Source organism: Lebetimonas natsushimae, assembly GCF_002335445.1.
GTDB classification, from domain to species: Bacteria; Campylobacterota; Campylobacteria; order Campylobacterales; family Nautiliaceae; genus Lebetimonas; species Lebetimonas natsushimae.
Window position 1 is genome coordinate 118277 of the sequence record NZ_BDME01000001.1, and the last position, 24677, is coordinate 142953.

At 27.9% G+C, this 24677-nt stretch carries 23 protein-coding genes; 22 read left to right on the forward strand and 1 reads right to left on the reverse strand.

Annotation, left to right across the window (positions count from 1 at the left end; all coding sequences use genetic code 11):
* The first annotated feature begins 7 nt into the window (after positions 1-7).
* Together LNAT_RS00705 and LNAT_RS00710 are read left to right on the forward strand one after the other, a co-directional pair.
* Positions 8-430 (forward strand): flagellar export protein FliJ, encoded by a 423-nt coding sequence (locus tag LNAT_RS00705; protein ID WP_096258010.1) that lies wholly within the window; start codon positions 8-10, stop codon positions 428-430.
* The gene (locus LNAT_RS00710) at positions 417-857 is read left to right on the forward strand and encodes a Sua5/YciO/YrdC/YwlC family protein (protein ID WP_096258011.1); all 441 of its coding nucleotides are present in this window, start codon (positions 417-419) and stop codon (positions 855-857) included. Before LNAT_RS00705 ends, LNAT_RS00710 begins: the two co-directional genes overlap by 14 nt.
* Here the strand turns inward: LNAT_RS00710 and LNAT_RS00715 are convergent.
* Positions 850-1689, reverse strand: a complete 840-nt coding sequence (locus LNAT_RS00715) for a Wzz/FepE/Etk N-terminal domain-containing protein (RefSeq protein WP_096258012.1) — start codon at positions 1687-1689, stop codon at positions 850-852. The genes LNAT_RS00710 and LNAT_RS00715 overlap by 8 nt on opposite strands.
* A gap of 89 nt (positions 1690-1778) precedes the next feature.
* Here LNAT_RS00715 and LNAT_RS00720 point away from each other — a divergent pair, with 89 nt between their 5' ends.
* From LNAT_RS00720 to glmS, 20 genes are read left to right on the forward strand one after another with little or no spacing between them, the layout of a single operon-like run.
* On the forward strand, positions 1779-3056 hold the full coding sequence (locus LNAT_RS00720) for a nucleotide sugar dehydrogenase (RefSeq protein WP_096258013.1): 1278 nt from the start codon (positions 1779-1781) through the stop codon (positions 3054-3056).
* Between the two features lie 48 nt (positions 3057-3104).
* The gene (gene wecB, locus LNAT_RS00725) at positions 3105-4196 is read left to right on the forward strand and encodes a non-hydrolyzing UDP-N-acetylglucosamine 2-epimerase (RefSeq protein WP_096258014.1); all 1092 of its coding nucleotides are present in this window, start codon (positions 3105-3107) and stop codon (positions 4194-4196) included.
* The gene (locus LNAT_RS00730) at positions 4177-5934 is read left to right on the forward strand and encodes a methyltransferase domain-containing protein (RefSeq protein ID WP_096258015.1); all 1758 of its coding nucleotides are present in this window, start codon (positions 4177-4179) and stop codon (positions 5932-5934) included. Before wecB ends, LNAT_RS00730 begins: the two co-directional genes overlap by 20 nt.
* On the forward strand, positions 5919-7259 hold the full coding sequence (ispD, locus tag LNAT_RS00735; RefSeq protein WP_096258016.1) for a 2-C-methyl-D-erythritol 4-phosphate cytidylyltransferase: 1341 nt from the start codon (positions 5919-5921) through the stop codon (positions 7257-7259). Before LNAT_RS00730 ends, ispD begins: the two co-directional genes overlap by 16 nt.
* Before the next feature lie 20 nt (positions 7260-7279).
* Positions 7280-7888: a CDP-alcohol phosphatidyltransferase family protein gene (locus tag LNAT_RS00740; protein ID WP_172413475.1), complete on the forward strand. Its 609-nt coding sequence runs from the start codon at positions 7280-7282 to the stop codon at positions 7886-7888.
* Positions 7875-8567 (forward strand): CDP-alcohol phosphatidyltransferase family protein, encoded by a 693-nt coding sequence (locus LNAT_RS00745; protein WP_172413476.1) that lies wholly within the window; start codon positions 7875-7877, stop codon positions 8565-8567. The genes LNAT_RS00740 and LNAT_RS00745 overlap by 14 nt, the downstream gene beginning before the upstream one ends.
* Positions 8564-9754, forward strand: coding sequence for an MATE family efflux transporter (locus LNAT_RS00750; RefSeq protein WP_096258019.1), 1191 nt, complete (start codon positions 8564-8566; stop codon positions 9752-9754). Before LNAT_RS00745 ends, LNAT_RS00750 begins: the two co-directional genes overlap by 4 nt.
* Positions 9751-10803: a glycosyltransferase gene (locus tag LNAT_RS00755; protein ID WP_096258020.1), complete on the forward strand. Its 1053-nt coding sequence runs from the start codon at positions 9751-9753 to the stop codon at positions 10801-10803. Before LNAT_RS00750 ends, LNAT_RS00755 begins: the two co-directional genes overlap by 4 nt.
* Complete coding sequence (locus LNAT_RS00760; RefSeq protein WP_096258021.1) at positions 10800-11690, forward strand: glycosyltransferase family 9 protein; 891 nt, start codon at positions 10800-10802, stop codon at positions 11688-11690. The genes LNAT_RS00755 and LNAT_RS00760 overlap by 4 nt, the downstream gene beginning before the upstream one ends.
* Positions 11663-12670 (forward strand): glycosyltransferase family 2 protein, encoded by a 1008-nt coding sequence (locus LNAT_RS00765; RefSeq protein ID WP_096258022.1) that lies wholly within the window; start codon positions 11663-11665, stop codon positions 12668-12670. The genes LNAT_RS00760 and LNAT_RS00765 overlap by 28 nt, the downstream gene beginning before the upstream one ends.
* The gene (locus LNAT_RS00770) at positions 12654-14804 is read left to right on the forward strand and encodes an STT3 domain-containing protein (RefSeq protein WP_096258023.1); all 2151 of its coding nucleotides are present in this window, start codon (positions 12654-12656) and stop codon (positions 14802-14804) included. The genes LNAT_RS00765 and LNAT_RS00770 overlap by 17 nt, the downstream gene beginning before the upstream one ends.
* On the forward strand, positions 14801-15391 hold the full coding sequence (locus LNAT_RS00775) for a sugar transferase (protein WP_096258024.1): 591 nt from the start codon (positions 14801-14803) through the stop codon (positions 15389-15391). Before LNAT_RS00770 ends, LNAT_RS00775 begins: the two co-directional genes overlap by 4 nt.
* A 3-nt stretch (positions 15392-15394) precedes the next feature.
* Entirely contained in the window at positions 15395-16492 is a 1098-nt protein-coding gene (locus LNAT_RS00780) for a DegT/DnrJ/EryC1/StrS family aminotransferase (protein WP_096258025.1), read from the forward strand.
* Positions 16470-18215: a nucleoside-diphosphate sugar epimerase/dehydratase gene (locus LNAT_RS00785; protein WP_096258026.1), complete on the forward strand. Its 1746-nt coding sequence runs from the start codon at positions 16470-16472 to the stop codon at positions 18213-18215. Before LNAT_RS00780 ends, LNAT_RS00785 begins: the two co-directional genes overlap by 23 nt.
* 11 nt (positions 18216-18226) lie before the next feature.
* Positions 18227-18685 (forward strand): hypothetical protein, encoded by a 459-nt coding sequence (locus tag LNAT_RS00790; protein WP_238593952.1) that lies wholly within the window; start codon positions 18227-18229, stop codon positions 18683-18685.
* Positions 18682-19848 (forward strand): nucleotide sugar dehydrogenase, encoded by a 1167-nt coding sequence (locus tag LNAT_RS00795; RefSeq protein ID WP_096258028.1) that lies wholly within the window; start codon positions 18682-18684, stop codon positions 19846-19848. Before LNAT_RS00790 ends, LNAT_RS00795 begins: the two co-directional genes overlap by 4 nt.
* Positions 19849-19874: 26 nt before the next feature.
* Positions 19875-20918, forward strand: coding sequence for an NAD-dependent epimerase (locus LNAT_RS00800; protein ID WP_096258029.1), 1044 nt, complete (start codon positions 19875-19877; stop codon positions 20916-20918).
* Between the two features lie 8 nt (positions 20919-20926).
* Positions 20927-21961 (forward strand): UDP-glucose 4-epimerase GalE, encoded by a 1035-nt coding sequence (gene galE, locus LNAT_RS00805; RefSeq protein ID WP_096258030.1) that lies wholly within the window; start codon positions 20927-20929, stop codon positions 21959-21961.
* 30 nt (positions 21962-21991) lie between these two features.
* Positions 21992-22801 (forward strand): UTP--glucose-1-phosphate uridylyltransferase GalU, encoded by an 810-nt coding sequence (gene galU / locus LNAT_RS00810; RefSeq protein WP_096258031.1) that lies wholly within the window; start codon positions 21992-21994, stop codon positions 22799-22801.
* Positions 22802-22813: 12 nt separating this feature from the next.
* On the forward strand, positions 22814-24583 hold the full coding sequence (gene glmS, locus LNAT_RS00815; RefSeq protein ID WP_096258032.1) for a glutamine--fructose-6-phosphate transaminase (isomerizing): 1770 nt from the start codon (positions 22814-22816) through the stop codon (positions 24581-24583).
* The last annotated feature ends 94 nt before the right edge of the window (positions 24584-24677 follow it).

The following is a 24677-nucleotide window of genomic DNA, read 5'->3' on the forward strand; positions in this document are numbered from 1 at the left end:
ATTAAAAGTGAAGACAAAATTTTCAACTGTTGTAAAAGTCAAGAAGCAGGAAGTTGATAAAATTGAAAAAGATATTCAAAAGATAAATTTTTCTATTTTAGAACTTAATAAAAAAATAGAGGAACTTCAAAATATTCTTTTTTCTTTAACTCTTCCTCAAAATGGAAATTTTTCCCTTTTTTCACAAGTTAAAACACAGCAGAATATGTTAAGGAATGAAATTGAAAAATTTAAAAATCAGATTCTTTTTTTGGAAAACAGAAAAAATGAGCTTATGAATGAGCTTAAAAAAGCAAATATTGAATATGAAAAAATGAAATATCTTGAAACTCAGGAAATTAAAAAAATGCTTAAAAAAGCAAAACTTAAAGAATCAAGAGATATGGATGAAATAGCAATACTCCTTAGGAAAAACAGTGAATCCGAATAAGATTTATTTAACCCAGACTGATACTACTGTCGGATTTTTATCCCAAAGCAAGGAGAAATTAAATAAAATAAAAAATCGCTCCTTAAATCAGCCTGTTTTAATTGAAATAGACAGTTTAAATACTCTTAAAAGATTTACAAGAGTTCCAAATAAATTTAAAAACAAAGTTCGCAGAAGTAGAAAAACTACCTTTATATATCCCAATAAAAAAAGTTTTAGGGTTATAAAAGATGAAATGCATTTGGAGTTTTTAAGAAAATTTAACTGGATGTATTCAACTTCTGCTAATATGTCTGGTCAAAAATTTGATGAAAAATGGGCTAAAGAAAAAGCCGATATTATTGTTGAAGATAAAAGAGGATTATTTGAAGGAAGAGCTTCAAAGATTTATAGATTAGGTAAAAATAAAATAAAAAAAATCAGATAGAAGATTCTTCTTTAAAGTTTTTTACAAATTCAATAAAAAATACGAGAAAAATTGAAAGTATAAATCCAGTAATAAATGCCACTGTAATAATTAATTTCTTTTTTGGTTTTACAGGATGGTTGTGTTGAATGATTTTTCCAATAATATGTGTTTTTGTAATATTGACAGGTGAGATTTGATTTTCTAAATCTGCAATTTTTAATTTGGTTGTCACTGTTTCTTTTTGATATTTGGCTATGTTGTCAAGAATAGATTTATAAATATCAGGGTCTTTTGTTGTTTTAAGTTGTTGTTTCAAATTTTTTATTTGATTTTGCAATGTTTTAGAATAATCTTTTAAGATGTTTATTTTGGATTTAATATTTTTAATATATACATTTAATTTTTTGTCTTCTTTTTTATGTATGAAAGATAATATTTTATTTAAATAATTCAAACCTTCTTTATTTGAGAATGTTTCGATTTTTAAATTTAAAATATTTTTTGTATTCTTTATAAAATTAGCATTAACATTTGGAAAATTATTTTGTATATAAACTTTTAAAGCTTGAGGATCAATAATGTAAGTTTTATCAATATATGTTTTATTAATACTTATTCTATTAACATTATTAAAATACCCTATTTGAAAATAAGCTTTAGTTTCATAAACAGGTGTTTTTAAAAAAGCATATAAAGCCGCTAAAAAAGTAATAAGCAGCGTAAAAATAACAATAAATTTTTTGTATTTTAAAATAGTTTTTATTAATTCTTTTAAATCAATTTCATCTTCTTCACACTGGGTTACTGGTATATATTGAATGGGTATTATTTGCTGTTGTTTTTTATCCATTTTTTTCTCTTTTGTATTTTTTATGGAATTATATTAAAAATAGCAGTTATATTTAAATTATGTTAATATTTTAAATAAAAAGGGCATTGATGAAAGCAATATCAATAATAGGCCTGGGTTATGTAGGGCTTCCGCTTGCAGTGGCATTTAGCAAAAAATATAAAGTAACAGGATTTGATATTAATAATAACAGGATAAAAGAACTTAAAAAAGGAATTGACAAGACACTTGAAGTTAGTGAAGAAGAATTAAAAAAAGCAATAAAAAGAGGACTTGAATTTACAAGTAATTTAGAAAAAATAAAAAAAGCAAATATTCATATTGTAACTGTTCCAACTCCAATAGATGAACACAAAAATCCTGATTTAACTCCTTTAATAATGGCAAGCAGAAGTATAGGAAGAATTTTAAAAAAAGGCGGTATTGTAATTTATGAATCAACAGTATATCCGGGATGTACGGAGGAAGTGTGTGTGCCGGAATTAGAAAAAGAGAGTGGATTAAAGTTTAATAAAGACTTTTTTGTAGGATATTCACCGGAAAGAATTAATCCTGGAGATAAAGAACATACAGTAACAAAAATAAAAAAAGTTACTTCAGGAAGCACACCTGAGATTGCAAAAGAGATAGATAAACTTTATTCAAGTATAATTGAAGCAGGAACACATTTGGCGCCGAGTATAAAAGTGGCGGAAGCTGCAAAAGTAATTGAAAATTCACAAAGAGATATAAATATAGCATTTGTAAACGAACTTGCATTAATTTTTGATAAACTGGGAATTGATACTTTGGATGTTTTGGAAGCCGCAGGAACAAAATGGAATTTTTTAAAATTTAAGCCTGGACTTGTAGGAGGACACTGTATCGGCGTAGACCCGTATTATCTTGCATATAAGGCAAAAGAAATTGGATATCATCCACAGATTATTTTGGCAGGTAGAAGAACAAATGACAATATGGGAATATTTGTAGCAAATAAAGTAGTGAAACTGATGATAAAAAAAGGCCATACAATAAGGGGAAGCAGGGTATTGGTTTTGGGAATAACATTTAAAGAAAACTGTCCTGATATCAGAAACTCAAGGGTGATAGATGTAGTCAGAGAACTTCAAGATTTTGGAATAAATGTGGATGTATATGATTCCTGGGCAGACAGAGAAGAAGTAAAGAGAGAATATGGTATTGAGTTAATGGATAAAAAAGATCTGGAAATAAAAAATTATGATGCAGTTGTTTTAGCTGTATCCCATAATGAATTTAATGAGCTGGAAGATAAAATAAGAAAAGTAAAAGAAAAAAACAAAAATTTAGTTGTTTATGATATTAAAGGATTTTTTGATAAAAATTTAGTGGATGGGAGACTTTAATTATTGAAAATTTTAACGGTATTTGGAACACGGCCAGAAGCTATAAAAATGGCACCCCTCGTAAAAACTTTAGAAAAAGAGAAATCAATTGATTTAAAAATATGTGTAACAGCCCAACATAGAGAAATGCTAGACCAAGTTTTAAATTTTTTTGAAATAAAACCTGATTATGATTTAAATATTATGAAAATAGGGCAGGATTTATATGATATAACATCAAATGTTTTATTAAAAATGAGAGAAGTATTGGAAGATTTTAAACCAGATATTGTGTTGGTTCATGGAGATACAACTACAACTTTTGCAGCATCTCTTGCAGCTTTTTATCAGAAAATAAAGATAGGTCATGTAGAAGCAGGGCTTAGGACTTATAATTTGTATTCTCCTTGGCCGGAAGAAGCAAATAGAGAACTTACAGGAATACTTGCAAATTATCATTTTGCACCAACACATAACGTAAAAGAGAATTTATTAAGAGAAGGAAAAAATCCTAAAAATATAATAGTTACAGGAAATACTGTAATTGATGCATTATTCTTAGCAGTTGAAAAGATAGAAAAGAATGAAAGATTAAAAGATGAGATTATAAGAAATATAAAAAAACAATATCCATTAAATGAAATGAAAAAAATAATTTTAGTAACAGGACACAGAAGAGAAAATTTTGGAGAAGGATTTTTAAATATATGTGAGGCTTTAAAAGAAATAGCAATAAATAATCCTGAAATTGATATAGTATATCCGGTTCATTTAAACCCAAACGTTCAAAAACCAGTAAAAGAAATTTTATCTAATATAAAAAATGTTTATTTGATAAAACCTTTAAATTATCCTGAATTTGTATATTTAATGAAAAAGTCATATTTTATAATAACAGATAGCGGGGGAATACAAGAAGAAGCACCATCACTTGGAAAACCGGTATTAGTAATGAGAGATACAACAGAAAGACCGGAGGCTGTAAAAGCCGGAACAGTTAAACTTGTAGAAACTGATAAAGAAAAAATAGTAAGAGAAGCTCAAAAATTAATAGATGATAAAAAAGAATATGAAAAAATGAGTAAAGCACATAATCCATATGGCGATGGAAAAGCTAGTGAAAGAATAAAGGAGTTTTTGCTTGAAACAAAAATTGTATAAAATTTATGGATTTTTGCATAGTTTAAAATACCCTAAAATTTTAAGATCTTCGATAAATTCTATTTTTGATGAAAATGTTTTTAATAATGAATTACATTTAAAAATGGCAGGTAATTGGCTTTTATTTATGCAAAATGAAGATGGTGGATATAGTAGGAAATTCTCTTTTATTAATGGAAAAGATAAAAGTTATATTGAAACTACCGGTTATATTATTCCTTCTATGTGGAATTTAGGAGAAAAATTAAATGAAAAAAAATATATTAATTCAGCTAAAAAAGCAGGAGAGTGGCTTTTAAAGATTCAAAATAGTGATGGAAGTTTTAGTGAAATAGATAAAAATTTACCTTTTGTATTTGATACAGGACAATGTTTAATAGGTTTAAATTTTTTATATGAGAAAACAAAAGAGGAAAAGTATTTAAAAGCAGCTAAAAAAGCTAGTTATTGGTTAGAAAGTGTTCAAGAAAATGATGGAAGTTGGGTTAAATTTGCTTATAATAAAGAGCCTCATACTTACTATTCAAGAGTTTCTGCTGCAATGTTTAAATATGGAGTTTTAACAAATGATGAATATATAAAAAATGTTGCAATGAAAAATATAAATTGGGTTTTAAATAATCAAATGGATAATGGATTTTTTAAATATTCTTCATTTTTAAAAAATGTGCCACCATTTTTGCATACTTTAATTTATGTTTTAGAGGGACTTTTAGATGTATATGAATTAATGAGAGATGAAAAAATTTTGGAGGCTGTTTTAAAAAATGCAAATAAATTCAAGAATATAAATTTAAACCATGATTTAATATTATGTTCGCAATATGATGAAAATTTTAATTGCGTAAATAAAGAAAGATGTATTACAGGTCTTGCACAATGGGCAGGTGTTGCTTTAAAACTTTATAAAATTACAAAAGATGAAAATTTTAAAACTTGTGCAATTAATACTATTTTTTATTTAAAGGCTAAACAACTAAAAAATTCTATTATGAAAGGCGGATTTAGTGCATCTATTCCGTTTTGGGGGAGATATGGTAGTTTTGATTTTGTAAATTGGACTAATAAATTTTTTATAGATACTTTATTGGATTATGAAAATTTAAATAAAGAGACTGAACAGGAAAGTTTTGTAAAAACTGCTTTTAATATCTCTTCGGATGTGGTGACTGATAATTTGTCTTATATGGATAAAGAGTATATAAAAAGGTTAAAGGAAATTTTACCAAAAGATAAAAAATTAAAAGTTTTAGATGTAGGATGCGGAAAAGGAGTTATTATAAATGAATTGAAAAAAGAATTTCCTAACATTAAATTTTTTGGCATAGACCCAGTCTTTGAAAAAGAAAATATTTTAAAAGGCAGTGTTTATAATATCCCATTTAATGATAACTATTTTGATATTGTAATGACTTTTGAAGTATTGCAACATACTTATATTGATAGTGCTTTAAAAGAAATTAAAAGAGTATTAAAAAACAATGGTGAAATAATTATAGGGGAGAGAAATCCTTTTTCAATTTTAGGATTGTTAAAACCTGTTTTAGAATTAAAAGGTAAGTGGATGTATCCTTTTGATTCACCATTTAGAGAAAAATGGTATAGTAAAAAAGAGTGGAAAAAAATTTTGAAAGAAAACGGATTTACATTAGAAAATGTTGAAGTTATTGAAGGGAATGGAAAAAAATTTGTAAATAGATATTATTTGATAGAAGGAATAAAATGTCAAAAACAATAGCTGTTATTCTTGCTGGAGGAAGTGGAGAAAGATTTGGTAGTGAATTACCAAAACAATTTATTAAATTAGCCGGTAAACCTATAATAGAATATACTTTAAAAACATTTCAAGAGCATCCTTTGATTGAGGAAATAATTGTAGTAATTAAACAAGAATATGAAGAAAAATTATGGAATATTGTAAAAGAAAATAATTTCTATAAAGTAAATAAAATTATTAATGGAGGAAAAGATAGATTTGGTTCAACTTATGCTGCATTAAATGCGTTAGAATATGAGGATAGCAATATTAAAGTCCTTTTTCATGATGCAGTAAGACCATTAGTTGATAAAAAAACTATAGATGATGTTATTAAAGCTTTAGATAAATATGATGCAGTAGATACTGCAATAGATGCTACAGATACGATTATAAAAATAAATGATGATTGGATTATTGAAGATATTCCTAATCGTAAATATATGAAAAGAGGTCAAACCCCTCAAGGTTTTAAATTAAATACCATAAAAAAGGCTTATCAAAAAGCAATTAATGAAAATAAGCGTAGTTTTACCTGTGATTGTGGTGTAGTTAATGAAATGTTAAAAATCCCTATTAAAGTTGTAAAATCAACAATTAAAAATATAAAAATCACTTATCCTATTGATTTATATATTGCCGAAAAATATATTCAAATGGGAATAGAATATGATTTAAAAGAGATTAATTTAGAAAAATTAAAAGGTAAAAATATAGTTATTTTTGGGAATAGTAGTGGAATAGGAAAAGAAATTGAAAAAATTGCTTTAAAGTATGGGGCTAATGTATATGGTGGAAGTAGAAAAAATGGTTTAGATATAAGAGATAAAAAACATATTGAATCATTTTTATCAGAGATATCAAATATTGATGTGATAATAAATACTGCTGCAATTTTATTTAAAAAACCATTAGATTATATGTCTGAAAAAGAAATAAATGAGATTATTGATATTAATTATAAAGGGACTGTAAATGTGGCATTGGTTGCAAAAAAATTTTTAGAAAAAACAAATGGAATGTTAATAAATTTTGCGTCAAGTTCTTATACGAGAGGTAGAGCTAATTACTCATTATATTCTTCTTCAAAAGCAGCAATTGTAAATTTAACACAAGCTTTAAGTGAAGAGTGGGATAATGTGAAGGTTAATTGCATTGTTCCACAAAGAACTAAAACTCCTATGAGAGAAAGAAATTTTGGATATGAAGACCCATCTACTCTTTTAAATCCTTCTGATGTTGCATTAAAAACTTTAAAATTAGCTTTAAGTGATAAAACAGGAATTATATTGGAGATAAAAAAGTGAATAAAATAAACAAGAAAAAAGTGATAAAATATAGCGATTTTATTTCCAATTATTTTTATCAACAGATAGCTTTTTTAATTACTTCTTTTTTAGTAAAAACAAAAATAACACCTAATATTATTACTTTAATCTCATTATTTTTAGGGATAATTAGTGCAATATTAGTATATTTACGTTCTCCAATATTAGCAATTATTTTTTTGAATTTTAGTTTTATTTTAGATTGTGTAGATGGGCAATTGGCAAGAGTCAAAAAATTGGAAAGTGATTTTGGAATGTGGTTAGATAATGTTTCTGATAGAATAGTAGAAAATATTATTATTTTATCAATAGGTTTTTTGTACATTAATAACACATTTTTAATAAAAGGAGTATTGTTACTTATTTTTTTAAATATGTTATATGCTTATATGAATGATATGGTAATATATCAGGGTAAAATATATAGGACTTTAACAGTAAAGGAAAAAATAATTTTTTCTCCTATTTATTTTATAAGTAGAAGTATGATTATTCCATTATTGTCATTATTAATAATTTTTCCATCAAAATTTGTTTGGATATTAAATGCTTTTTATTTTTATGGGATAATATTTAAAATATATAGGGAGATTAGTGGAAAAATATAATTTAGAAAAAATTGAAAATACTTTTAAAGAAAAAAGTTGGTGGGCTATTATTTTTAATTTATTACCAGCGAAGTACATTACTTATTTTGTTGCAAATAAAACAAATATTACTCCTAATCAAATTACTTTTATAAGCTTTATAGTGGCTATTTTAGCAGGAGAGGCTTTTTTTAAAGGTTATTTTATTTTAGGTGCTATTTTATATCAATTAAGTTTTATTTTTGATATTGTAGATGGTGCCTTAGCAAGGGTTACAAATCAAAGTTCAAAATTTGGGGCTTTTTTTGATGTGTTTACAGATTGGATAAAAGCTCCATTATTATTTGTGATTATTTTTTTAAAAACTAATCATTATTATTCTTTAATTTTTTTATTATTGCTTTTATTTTGGCTTTGTTTGGCTAATAAATATAATGATATGCTTTTTTATAAAGGTACAAAAAGTATTTCTAAAAATATAGCAGAAAAATCTTTTTCTGAAATGAATTTTATTGAAAAATATTTTTTTTATATGAAAAAAAATCATATTCAGCCTTTTCCATCCACTGTTGAAGTAGAAGGATTTTTGTTATTTTTATATCCTATTTTTCAAAAAGATGTTTTTATATATTTAGGCTTTATTATATTAATATTTCAATTAGCGATTAAACTTTATATTATTATAAAAAAGATAAAATGAAAAAACTTTTATTTTCTGCTTCTTTTATTACTATTTTGGTAATGGGAATTAACTTTTTATTTAAAATATATCTTTCTTACAAAATAGATAAAAATGAATTAGGACTTTTTTACACTTTTATGGATGTTATTAGTGTAGGAATTATGTTATTTAGTGGATTTAAGGATAGTCTTGTGGTTGCGTATGACAATGAAGATTTTGAAAAAATCTTTTTTTGGTATAAAAGAATATTTTGGGGATTGGTTTTAATATTAATGGGGGGAGAATTATTTTATTATTCAAAACTTTCTTTTAATTATCCTGTTTATTTTTTAATTTTATTGTTTTTAGCAAATAGCTATATGATTTATCTTTCTTATTTAAACGCTGCTTTTAAAAATTACAAAGTTATGCTTTTTGAAAATTTAGTTATGTCTATAGGACTTATTTTGGGATATTTTATATTTTCATTTAGTAAATATGTATTATTTTTTGCATTTTTAACATCTTATATGGGTAGAATTTTGTATCTTAAAATTTTTGGAAATTTAAGGTTAAAAGAGAAAAAAGCTTCTTTTTTAGAGGTGAAAAATTTTTTTAAGAATAGTTTATTAAGTTCGTTAATGTATTTTTTTAGTGGTTTATTTGTTAGTTTAAGTGCAATAACTTTTCTTTATTTTTATGATAATAAAGATATTTTATCTGAATATCATGTAGTAGTTAGGAGTATATTTTTTTCATTGGTTGCAATTTTTGTATTTCCTTTAAATACCTTTACTTTTCCTCATATTTCAAAATTTATTGCTGAAGGTAAATTTTATGAAATTTTGAGAATAGAAAAAAAACTTTTTAGATATCTGTTTATTTTTTTTATTTTACTGATATTTTCTACATTTTTTACTAAATTTGGAATTGAATTGGTTTTTCCAATTTCTTACAAAGAAAGTTATAAAATGCTAAATTTAATGTTGCCTTTTTTACCTTTTATTGCGTATACAACTTTTGCATTGAATATTTTAAAAGGTTTTAACAGATTTGATTTAGCTTTAATTGTCAGAATAGCAGGAAGTTTGACATTTTTTATGGTTTTTTATTTTTTATTCAAAATAAATGTTACACCTAATAAAACATTGATATTTAGTTTAGATAGTGCATTTTTTGTTATGTTTTTAATTTCTTTTATTTTTAGAATAAAGGTTTTAAAATGAATATGCTTTTTATTCCGCATGTTCCAAACATTTCAGTTGTTAATAGAGTATATGAATTTGCAAAAAATAGTAATAGTTTCTATCTTTATTGGAATATTGATAATTCTTCATTTAAAGCAAAAATAAAATCTCAAATTTCTTCTTTAAAATATAGAATTGATGGTAAAAAAATTGAAATTCCTCTTTTATTTAAGCCGGACAAAATTGCCATTTATTTTAACACTTTTATATTAAATAGGATTATTGAAAAGTTAAAAATAGATGTAGTAATTAATGCAAATGCTTTGTTGTTTGATGTTAGCAAAATAAAAGTTCCGGTAGTTTATGATTTAGTGGACGACCATTTAAGTGAAAATAAAGATATCGGTTTAAATAAAGACAGGGTAGAAAAAATTAAAAGGGATATTAAAGCGAGTAAAGGTGTGATTTGTGTAACGGAAATTTTAGAAGAAAAGGTTAGAATGTTAAATAAGAATACAATTACCATTGAAAATGGAATTTATTTTAAAAAATTTAAAAAAGCTAAATCGTTAAAAAAAGAACTTAATTTAGAAAATAAAAAAGTTTTTGGATTTATTGGAGGAATTGAAAAATGGACTGGAATTGAAAAAGCAATTAAAGAATATTTGAAAATTAAAAATGATTCTACCGCTTTTTTGGTTATAGGTGGAAATAGTGGAGAATTTTATAAAAATTTAGTTAAAAAATATGCAAATGATGTTTTATTTATTGGCAGAGTAGCACCTAAGAAAGTGGCAGATTATTTTAAAACTATTGATGTTGGATTAATTCCGTTTGAATTAAATGATTTTACCAATAATTCATTACCTATAAAAGCATTGGAATATGGATTAGGTGGGGCTCATGTGATTTCGACTCCTTTAAATGCCCTTAAAAGAAAGAATTTTCCTTTTATTCATTTTTGTGAGATAGAAAATTTTCATAAATGTATGTTGAAAGATTTTGAAAAAGTGAATTTTGATTTTAGCAAATATGATTGGAAAAATCAGGCTAACAAATTGATTAAATTTATAAAAGAGGTTGTATGAAAAAAATCTTAGTAATTCATACCTGGGGAATGGGAGATTTAATTTTAGCAACACCAATGCTTAAAAGTTTAGCTAAAAGCGGATATATAGTTGATTTAGCTGTTTTTGGAAGTTTTGCAAAAATAATTTTAAAAAATAATGATTTTATTAAACAGATTTATGAATTAAATTCTTTATTTAATTTATTAAAATTTTTTGGGAAATATGATTATTTAGTATCAACTGCGGGCACAAATCCTATTAAAATAAAGTTATTGGGTAAAATGTTAGGAGTTAAAAGAATATTTACACTAAAGCAAGAAAGAAACATTCATCGAATAGATATGAATTTAAAAATTGTTAAATCGCTTTTAAAAATAGTAGATAAGGAGCCCTATATTTACATAAATGATTGTAAAAAATATATAAAAAAAGGAGAAAAAAATATTGGATTTGCTGTTGGGAGTGGTGCTAAACAGAAGTTTAAAAGATGGGATAGAGAAAAATATAAAGAATTGATAGGAAGAATAGAAGGAAATAAATTGGTTTTTTTGGGAAAAGATGAAAGTGATTTGGAAGAATTTTTTAAAAATTTAGATGTTACAATTGTAAAAGAAAATTTAGAAGATGTAATAGGAATTATTTCTAATTTGAATTTATTAGTAGGTAATGATAATGGCCTTATGCATATAGGATATGCTACAAAAATAAATACTGTTACCATTTTTGGAATGACAAATGAAAAAGAAACAGGAGGTTATAGAAAAAATAATGAAAATGTATTTTTAAATTTAGAATGTCGCCCTTGTTTTGATCCATCGACTGATAAACTTAAATGTAATACTTATGAATGTTTAAAAAATTTGGAAAGTGAGAATGTATGGAAAGTTTGCCAAAAATATCTATAATAATTCCAATTTATAATGAGGAAAAATATATTGCTAAATGTTTAGATTCGATAATAGATAGTGATTTTGATAAAGAAAAATTTGAAGTTTTATTAGTTGATGGGGGAAGTAGTGATAAAACTGTTGAAATTATAAAAGAATATCAAAAAAAGTATCCTTTTTTTAAACTTTTACATAATCCCAAAAAAATTGTGCCTATTGCTATGAATATTGGCATAAAAAATGCAAAAGGTGAATATATAATAAGACTTGATGCTCATTCTATATATCCGAAAGATTATTTTAAGAAGCTAATTTATTATCATAAAAAATTAAATGCTGATAATGTAGGGGGTGTTGTTATTACAGAAGTGAAAAATAAAAATAATACTTCAAATGCTATAAAAAATGTTTTAAGTGATAAGCTTGGAGTTGGAAGTGCATTTAGAAGCGGAGTTAATGAAATAAAAGAAGTTGATACAGTGCCTTTTGGATGTTATAAAAGAGAAATTTTTAATAAAGTAGGGCTTTATGATGAGAGACTTGTCAGAAATCAGGATATTGAACTTAATAAAAGAATAAAAAAAGCCGGAGGGAAAATATATCTTATTCCAGATATTAAATGCACATATTTTGCAAGAGAAAATTACAAAGATTTGGCTAAAAATAATTTTAATAATGGACTTTGGAATATTTTGACAGCTTATTATACCAATTCGTTAAATTCACTTTCCTTTAGACATTTTGTTCCTTTAATTTTTATTTTGAGTTTGATATTTACTTTTTTATTGGGAATTTTTAATAAGTTCTTTTTTTATCTCTTTTTATTTATTTTGTTTAGTTATTTAATTATAATTTCAATCAGAAGTTTTCAAATAAAAAAAAATACGACTTTTTTCCATCAGCTTTTAGCTTTTTTGGTTTTGCATTTTAGTTATGGAATAGGTAGTTTAGCAGGTGTTTTTAAAATTTTAAAGGATAAATATGTCAAAAGAAAATAGATTAGTTTTAGGTTTGATTATTATTGCTTATATATTTAGTTATTTTTTTCATACTCATTTTTGGATAGACTGGGCTAGTAAAATATCTCAGTTTATCTGGCACGGGCAGGTTATGATAAATAATCCTGACGGATATTTTTATGGGAGCGGAGTTCAAAAAATTGTGTATCATGAGCATTTATACAATCCCAGACTTTTAGGGGTTTGGCATTATGGAACTTCTGTAATAACGGCTTTTTTAGCTAAATTTTTTCATATAAATATCGATACATTAATGCTTTATTTACCGGCTGTTATTTCTTCATTAGTGGTAATTCCCATTATTTTAATAGGAAAGCTTTATAAAAACTTAACATGGGGATTTCTGGCGGCTTTAATTGGAAGTATAGGATGGAGTTATTATAACAGAACTCTTGCAGGATATTATGATACAGATATGTTTAGTGCAAGTTTGCCTATGTTTATTTTATATTTTTTACTAGCAAGTATTAAAAACCGTTCTTTAAATTATCTGCTTGCAGCTGCTTTTACTATTATTTTATATCCTTTTCTTTATGACCAGGGGCTATCAATTGTTTATGCAATGGGTATAATGGCTTTTATTTATCTTATTTTTACTAAAGATAACAAATTATCAATAAACTTAAATGATGAATTTGTATTTAAATTTATAATTATTCTTTCAATTGCTTTAATGGATATAAATTGGATAATTAGAATTGTTTTATTAATAGGTGTTTATTATTTGTTTAAAATAAAAGAATTTAAATTAAGAGGACTTCAAATCAGTGCTTTGGTATTTTTTATCTTGTTTTTATTTACAGGGAATGTTTTTGGCATTATTTTAAATAAAATTTTTTCTTATTCAACCTCTACAGAAGCAGAAAAAGGTCTTCAATTTTTAAATGTAAATAAAACAGTAAGAGAAGCGGGGCATATTCCTTGGTATATAGTATTTGACAGGATTATTGGAAGTACATTGGGAATTATTATTGCACTTGTTGGATATATTTTGCTTATTAAAAGATATAAAGAATTTATTATAGCTCTTCCTTTATGGGGGATAGGATTTTTTGCTTTTATAGGAGGTCTTAGATTTACTGTTTATGCAGTGCCGATTGCCGCAATCAGCGGGGTTTATTTTTTTGTGTGGCTGGCGGAAAAATGGAAAATGGAAAATGAAAAATGGAAAATCACAATATCTGTTATTGGCAGTGTTTTTTTAATAGCGCCGAACATTTCACATATTGCTGGATGTTGTGAAAAAAATAAATTTTTGGCTTCCATCAGCAAAATTTATCCGTTAAGCAGTTATCCTTATTTAACTCCTACGGTATTTAATAAAAATGAAGTTGAGGTTTTAGATAAATTAAAAAAACTTTCAAACCCAAAAGATTATGTAATTACCTGGTGGGATTACGGATATCCTATCTGGTATTATGCCGATGTTAATACATTGGTGGACGGTGGAAAACATAATGAAGATAATTTTTTGGTGTCAAAAATTTTAACCACTTCAAATCAGTTTCTTGCAGCAAATCTGTCAAAACTTGCTATTAAAAAATATGTAGAAACAAATAAAACAGTGGCAACCCAGCTTTTTATAAAAAACGGAAAACCAATTGATGTAAATGGATTTTTAGATGAAGTCGGAAGTAAAGAGTATAAAGCTCCAAAACTTGACAGAAATGTTTATTTAATGTTTCCATACAGGATGTTTAATATTTACCCGACAGTTGCAGTGTTTAGCAATAGAAATTTAAATACCGGAGAAATTTATCCAAATCACTTTTTTTATAAAAACAGAATTAGAAAACAGGGAAATTATCTGTTAGTAGGGAATATTCCTGTTGATCTAAGAACTGCTGAAATAATACTTAGAAACAGAATCCCTGTTAAAGAACTTGATATATCTTTTTATGATAAAGATGGAAAATTAAAGGTTAAAAAACAGCATTTAAGAAATGAAGGGCTTAATTTGATTATTTTACAAAATTATAGAGAAGCCCTGATTGTAGATGATTATTATTATAATTCAACATTTATTCAGATGTTTGTATTTGAAAATTATGATAAAAATCTTTTTGAACCGGTAATATTGAATCCTATGATAAAAATTTATAAGATAAAATGAGTAAAAAAGATAAAATAATCAAGCGTGCTTTTGACTTTTTTTTAGCCTTTTTTGGGCTTTTAATTACCTGGCCGACAATTTTAATTGCCTGGATTATCGCAAGCATTGAAACTAAATCAAACGGTTTTTTTTTGCAAAAAAGAGTTGGGGAAAATGGAAAACTGTTTACTATTATAAAAATAAAAACGATGTATCCAAATAAAGGTTCAACCGTTACAACTGCAAATAATTCAAGGATTACAAAAAGCGGCAGGTTTTTTAGAAAATATAAAATTGACGAGCTGCCTCAGCTAATTAATGTTTTAAAGGGTGATATGTCTTTTGTAGGACCTCGGCCGGATGTGCCTGGATATGCAGATAAATTAGAAGGTGATGACAGAATAATTTTAAGCATAAAACCCGGAATTACAGGGCCTGCAAGTTTAAAGTATAAAAATGAAGAGGAAATTTTAGCAAGTGTTGATAATCCAAAAGAGTATAATGATAAAGTAATTTGGCCCGATAAGGTAAAAATAAATAAAGAATATATTAAAAACTGGTCACTTAAAAAAGATATTGAATATATTATTAAAACTATTAAAGGTTAGAAGATGATTTATCTTTCACCCCCACATATGAGCGGAAAAGAAATTGAGTATGTAAAAAAAGCGTTTGAGAGTAATTATATAGCCCCTCTTGGTGAGTTTGTAGATAAGTTTGAGGACTTGATAAAAAATTATACCGGCGCTAAAGCGGCTCTTGCCGTTTGCAATGCTACAAGCGGACTTCATCTGGCTCTTAGGGTCTTGGGAATAAAAGACAGTAAGGTTGCAGTTTCGACTTTTACTTTTATAGGTTCTGTTAATCCTATTCTTTATGAAAGAAATAAACCTGTTTTTATAGATGTGGATGAATATTGGCATATGGATGCAGAACTGCTTGAAAAGGCTGTAAAGGAAAATGATATAAAGGCAGTAATTTTGCCCCATATTTACGGGCAGGTTGCAGATATCGAGCCTATTTTGGAAATATGCAAAAAAAATGATATTTATTTAATTGAAGATGCGGCTGAGAGTCTTGGGGCGTATTATAAATTAAAAATGGATAACGGAGAATGGAAAATTAAATACAGCGGAACTTTTGGAATTTTTGGGGTTTACAGTTTTAATGGAAATAAGCTTTTAACCACAAGCAGCGGGGGAGTGTTGGTTGGTAATGATGAAAATTTGATAAAAAAAGCAAGATTTTTATCTACTCAGGCAAAAGAAGCTGATTTTATGGAATATGTGCATAAAGAAGTCGGATATAATTACAGAATGAGTAATATTTTGGCGGCTGTCGGTGTAGGGCAAATGGAGGTTGTGGAAGAGAGAATAGCTAAAAAAAGAGAGATTTTTAACTGGTACAGGGAGTTTTTGGATGAAGAATTTATGCCAGAACTTTCCAATACCAGAGGAACAAGATGGCTTACAACTGTTGTTTTTAAAGATAAAGATCCTTGGGAAGTTATGAAAAAATTAAGAGTTAACGAAATTGAAAGCAGACCTCTTTGGAATCCTATGCATCTGCAGCCCTTGTTTAATGGGGCAAAAGCTTATCTCAATGGCAGAAGTGAAGAATTATTTAAAAAAGGACTTTGCCTTCCAAGCGGAACAACTTTAACACAAAAACAGGTAAAGGATATTTGTGAAATTGTCAAATCTTCTTAGGCCTACAAATTTTAAGAGGGCGCTGTTTTTTATAACAGGAGATATAATAATTTCATTTTTTACACTTTTTTTATCTTATCTTCTCAGGTTTAATTTTTCAATTCCAAAAGAATATTTAGCTAATTTTTGGCAGATAGCTTTTGTTTTTATTTTTTTTAAACTGGTTTTTTATTATGTTTTTAAACTTTATTTTGTAAGCTGGAGATTTTTTTCGCTAAAAGAGCTTAAATCTTTAATTCTTGCTACGACACTAGCTTATATTTTGGGCGGGGGAGTGCTATTAATTTTTAGAGAGTTTTTTATACCTTTTCCAAGAAGTGTTATTATTATCGATTATTTTTTATCAATTCTTTTTATAGGTTTTTTTAGAATTTCAAAAAGGCTTATAATTGAAAAAATTTCTACAAATAAAACCCCTGCAATTATAATAGGAGCTAATAAAAAAGCAATTTCTCTTTTGAAACAGGATATTCCTTATTCAGTTCTTGAAGTTTATGATAATAAAAAAAATTTAATCGGAAGTTATATTTACGGAATTAAGGTAGAAGATGTTTCAAAAATAGACGGAAAAATAAAAACAGCAATTATCACCAAAGAATTATCTCAAAAAGAGCTTGATAAACTGGTTGAATTTTTACAGAGTAAGGGAATAGAAGATATTAAAATATATAATCCTTTTGAGAAGAAAATAAAAGATATTTCTATTGAAGATTTGTTGGCTAGAAAACCAAAGGATTTGGATAAAAATGCAATTGAAAATTTTGTAAAAAATAAAAAAATTTTAATAACAGGTGCCGGCGGAAGTATTGGAAGTGAAATAGCAAGGCAGTGTGAAAAATATAAAGCCAAAGAACTTATTTTAGTGGATAACTCTGAATTCAACCTTTATTCCATAAATGAGGAACTTAATATTAAAAGATATCCTTGTTTGGTTGATGTTACAAAAAAAGAGGATTTAGAAGAAGTTTTTAAAAAATACACTCCTGAAATTGTAATTCATGCAGCGGCTTACAAACATGTGCCTATGTGTGAATATAATCCTAAAAGTGCTGTAGTAAATAATATACTCGGGACTAAAAACGTAATAGACTTAGCAATAAAATATAATATAAAAGATTTTATTTTAATTTCCACAGATAAAGCAGTTAGGCCTACAAATATAATGGGTGCTACAAAAAGGGTGTGTGAACTTTACGCTCAGAATATTGACAGCAAAAACACAAAAATATGTGCTGTAAGATTTGGGAATGTGCTTGGCAGCAGCGGCAGTGTGGTGCCTAAATTTAAAAAACTGATTGAAGAAAATAAACCTTTAACAGTGACCCATCCGGAAATTACAAGATTTTTTATGCTGATTCCTGAAGCATGCCAGCTGGTATTGCAGGCTGGAAGTTTGGCCGAGGATAAAGAGATTTTTATTCTGGATATGGGGGAACCTGTAAAGATAGTGGATTTAGCCAAAAAAATGCTAAAACTTTATGGAAAAAATGAAGATAATATTGAATTTATTGGACTCAGACCTGGAGAAAAGCTCTACGAAGAGCTTTTAATTGATGAGGCTGACAAAAAAACTAAATATAAAGACATATTTGTTGCTAAAGCAACTTTTTATGATATTAAAAAATTAAACGACCAAATTGAAAACTTACTTCAAAAGAATATAAAACAAGATATTATAAAATTGTTAAGAGAAATGGTGAAAGAATATAATCCAAACGATTAAAGGTATAATTGTTGTATAAAAAATTGTCCATTTTACATTTTATATTTTACATTTTTTTATTTATCGGTTGTGCTACCAAAACAATCCCCGTTTATAGCATAATAAATACCCCTTATATAAAAGTGAGTGATCAGGGTTTTTTAAAAAAAGGTTTTAATTATAAAAAATTAGTGATTTATAAAGATGCAAACATACCTGTTGAAATTAGTATATATAAAAATTCAATATGTTTAAATAAACGATGTTATCCAAAAGATAAATTTGTAAAAAAACTTTCTCCTGATTATCCAAAAAATTTGTTAGATAATATAATAGAAAAAAAGCCTATTGAAAATTTAGGTAAAATTACAAAAATAAAAAAAGGATTTTTACAAAAGAATAAAAGATTTTTTTATCAGATAGACGATAAAAAAGTTTTGTTTAAAGATAAACTTAAAAAAATTATTATTATGATAAAGGAATTAAATTGAAAATAGCAATAGCGGGGACAGGATATGTGGGACTAAGCAATGCAGTACTTTTATCTCAAAATAATGAAGTGGTTGCACTTGATATTATTCCAGAAAAAGTAGAAATGATAAATAAAAGGATAAGTCCCATAGAAGATAAGGAAATAACAGAATTTTTCCAGACTAAAAAACTTAATCTAAAAGCCACAACGGATAAAAAAGAGGCATATGTAAATGCCGAATATGTAGTAATAGCCACTCCTACTGATTATGACCCTGTTACTAACTATTTCAATACCAAATCGGTTGAAAGTGTTATAAAAGACGTGATGGAAATTAATCCATCAGCCACCATTGTGATCCGCTCAACCATTCCGATAGGTTATACGGAAAGGATTAAAAAAGAATTTAATTTTAAAAATATATTTTTTGTGCCTGAATTTTTAAGAGAGGGGAAAGCTTTATATGACAGTTTGTACCCAAGCAGGATTATTGTAGGAGAAAAATCCGCAAAGGCTGAAATTTTTGCCAATTTGCTAAGAGACGGGGCATATAAAGAGACAATTCCGATTCTTTTTACAAACAATACTGAAGCGGAAGCGGTTAAACTTTTTGCAAATACGTATCTTGCAATGAGGGTTGCTTTTTTTAACGAACTTGACTCTTTTGCTGAAATGAAAGGTCTTAATGCAAAAGAAATAATCGAGGGTGTTTGTCTAGATCCACGAATCGGAATGTATTATAACAATCCGTCATTCGGATACGGAGGGTATTGCCTGCCAAAAGATACAAAGCAACTTCTGGCAAATTACAGGATAGATAATATTCCACAGAGGCTTATTGAGGCAATAATTGATTCAAATACAGTAAGAAAAGAATTTATCGCAAAAAGGATACTTGATAAGAAACCGAAAAAAGTTGGGGTTTACAGACTTATAATGAAAGCCGGAAGCGATAACTTCAGAAGCAGTGCCATATTTGATGTAATAGAAATGTTAAAACCTTTTGTAAATATTTTAATATATGAACCAAAAGCAAAAGGAGATGAAATCGAAGGAGTTGAATTTACGGATTCTTTGGATAAGCTTAAAGAATGCGATGTAATTCTGGCTAACAGAATTGATGAAAATTTGGAAAGTGTAAAAGAAAAAGTTTATACAAGGGATATTTATTCTAAAGATTAGATATTAAATGGAAAATAAGGAATAATATGAAAATTTTGATTACGGGGACAGCAGGATTTATAGGCTTTCATTTAGCCAATGCTTTAATTAAAAGAGGTGATGAGGTAATCGGGCTTGATAATATAAATGATTATTATGACGTAAATTTAAAATATGCTAGATTAAATGAGGCCGGAATTGATAAAGAAAAAATAGAATATAATGAGATAGTGAAGTCAAACAAGTATCCAAATTATAAATTTATAAAATTGAATCTTGAAGACAAGTTTAACCTTTTTAAACTTTTTGAAAAAGAAAAATTTGATAAAGTATGTCACCTTGCGGCTCAGGCAGGGGTGAGATATTCTCTTAAAAATCCCGATGCATATATAAACTCAAACATAATTGGACATATGAATATATTAGAAGCTGTAAGACATAACGGAGTGAACGCTCTTGCATATGCCAGCAGTTCGAGTGTATACGGACTGAATAAAAAACAGCCGTTTTCAACAGACGACAATGTAGACCATCCGGTAAGTTTATATGCAGCTACAAAAAAGGCGGACGAACTTATGAGTCATACATATTCGTATCTTTATAATATCCCCACAACCGGTCTTAGATTTTTTACTGTATATGGTCCATGGGGAAGACCTGATATGGCGCTTTTTAAATTTGTAAAAAATATTTTAGAAGATAAACCGATTGATGTTTATAATTACGGTGAAATGAAAAGAGATTTTACATATATTGATGATATTATTGAAGGGGTTGTCAGAGTAATTGACAATCCCCCAAAACCAAAACCTGATTGGGATGGCAGGGCGAGTGAGAGTGTGGCGCCGTATAAAGTTTATAATATAGGAAACGGGGCACCTGTTAAACTTATGGATTTTATAGAGGCTATTGAAGAAGTGCTTGGTAAAAAGGCTAAAAAAAATCTGCTTCCTATGCAGCCGGGAGACGTGGCAAGCACATGGGCTAATACTAGTGATTTGGAAAAAGATTTGGGTTATAAACCTTATACTGATGTAAGAGAGGGAATTAAAAATTTTGTAGATTGGTATAGAAAGTTTTATGATATTTAAGGAGAGGGATGAATATTTTAGTAACAGGGGGAGCCGGATATATTGGAAGTCATGTTGTTAAGCTTTTGCTTGAAAACAGTGATTATGATGTAACAGTTATAGATAATTTGGTAACAGGATTTAAAGATACGGTTGATACTTTAAGACAGATAAGAGAGTTTCAGTTTATTAAAGCTGATTTAAGTAATTGGAATGAAATTAAAGGAATATTTAAAACTAAAAAATTTGATGCGATTATTCATTTTGCAGCAAGTTTGATTGTACCTGAAAGTGTAGAAAAACCTTTGAAATATTATCTTAATAATACCGCCAATACCGCAAATTTAGTAAATTTGGCTGTTGAATATGGAGTTGAGAAATTTATATTCTCTTCTACGGCTGCAGTTTACGGGGAAACGGATATTCAATTAAAAATGGAAAATGTAAAATGTAAAATGGAAGGAATTAGGGGAGAATTTCCTACAAATCCGATAAATCCATACGGGCAGAGTAAACTTTTTAGTGAAAAAATTATTCAGGATGCGGCTAAAGCTTACGGTTTAAAATATGTAATTTTCAGATATTTTAATGTGGCGGGTGCCAGTCCTGATTTAATGATAGGGCAAAAAACAAAAAATGCGACCCATTTAATAAAAGTGGCAAGCGAATGTGCAGTGGGTAAAAGAGATAAAATGTATATATTCGGGACAGATTATCCAACACCTGACGGTACCTGTATAAGGGATTATATTCATGTGATGGATTTGGCTGATGCACATATAAAAGCTCTTGATTATTTAGATAACAATAAAAGTGATATTTTTAATGTCGGATATGGAAGAGGTGCCAGTGTAAAAGAGGTGATTGATACTGTAAAAAAAGTAAGCGGAGTTGATTTTAAAGTTGAAAATGCCCCAAGAAGAGTGGCAGACCCAGCCGTTCTTATTTCAGATAACAGTAAAATTCAGCAAAAAATGGGTTGGATTCCAAAATATGACGATTTGGAATTTATCTGTAAAACTGCATATGAGTGGGAGAAAAAACTAATGGAAAATGAAAAGTGAAAAGTTAAAAATGAAAAAGAAAGGAAAAAAATGATTAAAAAAGCATTGTTTCCGGCAGCCGGATATGGTACGAGATTTTTGCCGGCTACTAAATCAGTTCCAAAAGAGATGCTGCCAGTTGTTAATAAACCGCTTATTCATTATGGTATTCAGGAATGTATGAATGCGGGTATTTTTGAAATAGGGTTTGTAACAGGTAGAAACAAAAGGGCGATTGAGGATTATCTTGATTTTTCACCTGAACTTGAAGATAAAATAAAAGATTCTTCCAAAGCAGAACTACTTAGAGAAACAAATGAAATGATAGAAAAGTGTACTTTTACTTATGTAAGGCAAAAAGAAATGTTAGGTCTTGGGCATGCTGTTTTAACGGGAGAGCCGTTAATAGGGAATAATCCTTTTGCTGTAGTTTTGGCGGATGATTTATGTGTAGGGGATGTTTTAACCCAAATGGTAAATCTTTATAAAAAATACAAATGCACCATAGTTGGGGTTGAAGAAGTAGATAAAAATGAAGTAAACAAATACGGAATAGTGGCCGGCAGAAAAATAGAAGATAGTGTCATTATGGTTGATGATATGGTTGAAAAACCTGATGTTGACAAAGCACCAAGCAATCTTGCAATTATAGGAAGATATATTTTAACTCCGGATATATTTAATTTATTAAAAAAGGTAAAACCCGGAAAAGGCGGTGAGATTCAACTAACCGATGCAATCAGAATGCAGGCACATGAGGGTATGGTAATAGCATATAAATTTAAAGGTAAAAGATTTGACTGCGGAAGTATACCAGGATTTATAGAAGCTACTAATTATATTTATGAAAATATGAAATAAAGGCAATTATATATGTGTGGGATAGTAGGAGTTAAGGGAATTGAAAATCCTCAAAATTTTTTAATAGAAGGACTTAGGGAACTGGAATACAGAGGATACGACAGTGCCGGAATTGCTGTAATTGATAATGACGGGCTTAAAGTAATAAAAGCGGTTGGAAAACTTAAAAATTTAGAAGTCAAGTTAAAAAATGTAACTTTTAAAAATCCAAAACTGGGAATCGGCCATACCAGATGGGCAACCCATGGGAAACCTACAGAAATCAATGCCCACCCACACACTGGGAAATTCAGTGCGGTAGTACATAACGGGATAATAGAAAATTATCAGAAGATAAAAAAAGAACTTGAAAAAGAAAATATTGAATTTATCTCCCAAACAGATACAGAGGTAATAGTAAAACTTTTTGAACATTTTTGTAACGGGGACGTGTTTGAAGCATTTAAAAAAACAATTAAAAAAATAGACGGTGCTTATGCTGTGTTATTAATTACGGAAAAAGCACCTGATAAAATATTTTTTGCAAAAAAAGGTTCCCCTCTAATCGTGGCAAAAAATGGGAATAAATTTTTCTTTGCTTCATCCGATGCCCCTTTGATAGGCTATGCAGATAGTGCTCATTATTTAGAAGATTCTGAATTTGGATATATTGACGATGATATATACTTGTTTAAAGACGGTAAAAAGATTACACCAAATTTTAAACCTCTTCCTGATAACAGGGAATCAGCCAAAAAAGGCGGATACCGTTTTTATATGGAAAAAGAGATTTATGAACAATACGATGTGCTAAAAGAAAACACTCTTGGCAGAAATACAAAAGAAGGAATTAAATTTGATGAGGTTGATAAAAATTTTTTTGAAGGAATAAACAATATTATAATTTCAGCATGCGGGACCAGTTATCACGCAGGACTGGTTGGAAAATATCTGATAGAAAGAAGCGCAAAAATAAGGGTAAATGTAGAAGTTGCAAGCGAGCTTAGATACAGAAATCCTCTTTTAACAAAAGACACCCTTTTTATTGTAATTTCCCAAAGCGGGGAAACCGCAGATACGCTTGAGACTCTTAAAATGGCAAAAAAAGCCGGGCTTAAAACATTGGCTTTATGTAATGTGGACAATTCTTCAATTGTCCGTGAAGCTGACAAAACTATACTTCTTAGGGCTGGTATAGAAAAAGGAGTTGCATCCACAAAAGCCTTTGCCACTCAGGTAATGACTCTTTGGATGCTTAGTAATTATTTGGCAGATAAAAACGAATATGAAATTATAAATAAAGCGATTGAATCCACAAAAGTAAATCCTAAAATTCATGAAAAAATAAAAAGACTTTCAAAAAGATACCTTCACGGACACGGATTTTTTTATATAGGAAGAGATATATTCTATCCTCTTGCACTTGAAGGGGCACTTAAACTAAAAGAAATAAGCTATATTCATGCAGAAGGATATCCGGCAGGAGAAATGAAACACGGACCTATCGCTTTAGCGGACCCTGAGCTTTTTGTAGTGGCATTGCTTAGCAAAAATATACTTTTTGAAAAAACAAAATCAAATATAGAAGAGCTTGTGGCAAGGGATGCCACGGTTCTTACAATTTCAAGTGAATTAATTGAACTTACAGATGACTTTATACAAATAAGTGATTCAAATCATCCGATGATAGAATTTTTTGAAATGATGGTAATAACTCAGCTTTTAGCCCTTGAAGTGGCAATCAGAAGAGGAAATGATGTGGATATGCCAAGAAATTTGGCAAAATCTGTGACAGTTGAATGAAATATATGTATTAATTAATTTGTTAATTAAAAAAGGAGTGTAAAAATTAAATTAAATTTTAAATATATTTTATTTTCATTTGTATTGTTATCAT